We start from the raw sequence: 1,504 nt of genomic DNA, 5'->3' as shown, positions 1-1,504 counted from the left end.
GCGATTAAATCGACATTCGTTGGAAAGATCATATCTATATCAGCAAAACTTTGACCTGCAACCGGTAACTCAATGGGGTTTGAAGGTGATGAAGTATTCGTTTTAGTCGTGTACTGTTTTCCGTCAGAGAGTGTAATACCGAGCAAAGCTTCAATATTAAGCGCGCGTGTTCTACCACCATCGAAAGTTAAATAAGGCTCATTTCCCTGAATTGTATTCGAGGTTTTAACGGTTAATGCATGGCTGGAATAAAAAGGTATTAGTAACAGTCCAAGCGGTAAAAAGATCTTTCGGCGTAATTTAGATCCGAGAGATGATCGGAATGATGATCGGCGTGACGATCTAATGCGTGATCTTAAATTTTCGTCGATTAATAAGCTAGAGTGAAAAAAAAACTGAGAGTTTAAATTAGGCAAATTTAAATTATAGGTTGCCCTAGGCTTTTGCAAATTGTAATACATATTCGACCACCCTGTCAAGTAAATATTTGATTTATTTACTAATTTATATTTATTGGTTGAATTTTAGCTACTCAGCTAAAATGATTTGAGAGTATAATGACTGAAAAAATATGGCACAATAAATTTTTCATTTTATATCGTTAATCTTTGTAAAGTTTTTCAGAAAAAGAACTAAATAATTATTAATTAAATTATGCTTTAATTGATATATATCAAATTTACAAACCCTTAAAAACCATAATTTTTAATTCTAGAAAAATTTTATTTTTTTGGAATTTTTTTCAATTTATTGATTTTAGGGAGTGAATGCCAAAAACCCCGTTTCTCAACTTTTTTGATAGGAAAAACACAGCTAAAGCGCTATAGTTAGAGCGGAATTACTTATTTGAGACAACATTGCAAAGCAGAATTTAGAACCCCAAAAACCCCGCTCCTCAACTTTTTTTGATGGAAAAACACAGCTAAAGCGCCATAGTTAGAGCGGAATTATTTATTTAAGGCAACATTGCAAGGTGGAATTTTAAACGCTGAAACGACTGCTGCTCAAAAAATCCCCCCCCCGATTGAGGGATGATGATGTCCGGGGGAGGCTAAACTACAAAATCGCGTTTTATTTGACAACTATCTTGACTCTTAAGGTCAACCATTCCTTGATGATTTAACGCCACCTTTCCCCCCAAGCTTTAAAGCTTAAGGGAGAAGAAATAAATACTAAGGATAAGTGCAAAGCCCTACCGATTTATCATACGAGGGCTCAGCCCAATGTACATGACCATCTTTAGGAAAAACAACGAACCGACTTAAACCTTTTATATCACTGGTCCAGTACCATTGGACGGCGTCAAAGTTGGCTCGATTATATTTGCCTATATTACCCCACTCAGCGAGCAAGCCTGCACCAATTGTACGCATATAATAATCACCTGATGATGAAGGTGTACCTCCAGTAATTTCATAGCGTTTTGCATTAGTTAAATCCTTAACTTTAGGCAGGCGATAACCAATACTGTTACACCAGGATTCCATGCTAGGATAGCTGTAAT

The 1,504-nt window shown here is 35.8% G+C and carries 2 protein-coding genes; both read right to left on the bottom strand.

All coding sequences use genetic code 11. The features are described 5' to 3' along the window. The coding region (locus J3U27_RS11545; RefSeq protein WP_267377504.1) for a hypothetical protein at nucleotides 1–461 on the bottom strand (461 nt) is incomplete at its 3' end. 711 nt (nucleotides 462–1,172) lie between these two features. Continuing rightward, nucleotides 1,173–1,504 (bottom strand): hypothetical protein (locus J3U27_RS11540; protein ID WP_267331139.1); only part of this gene is annotated, 332 nt, incomplete at its 5' end.

It is taken from the genome of Gilliamella sp. B2911 (genome assembly GCF_026536965.1).
Lineage (GTDB): Bacteria > Pseudomonadota > Gammaproteobacteria > Enterobacterales > Orbaceae > Gilliamella > Gilliamella apicola_E.
Note: the sequence above shows the minus strand (reverse complement) of the source record. Positions and strands in the feature narration are given on the sequence as shown.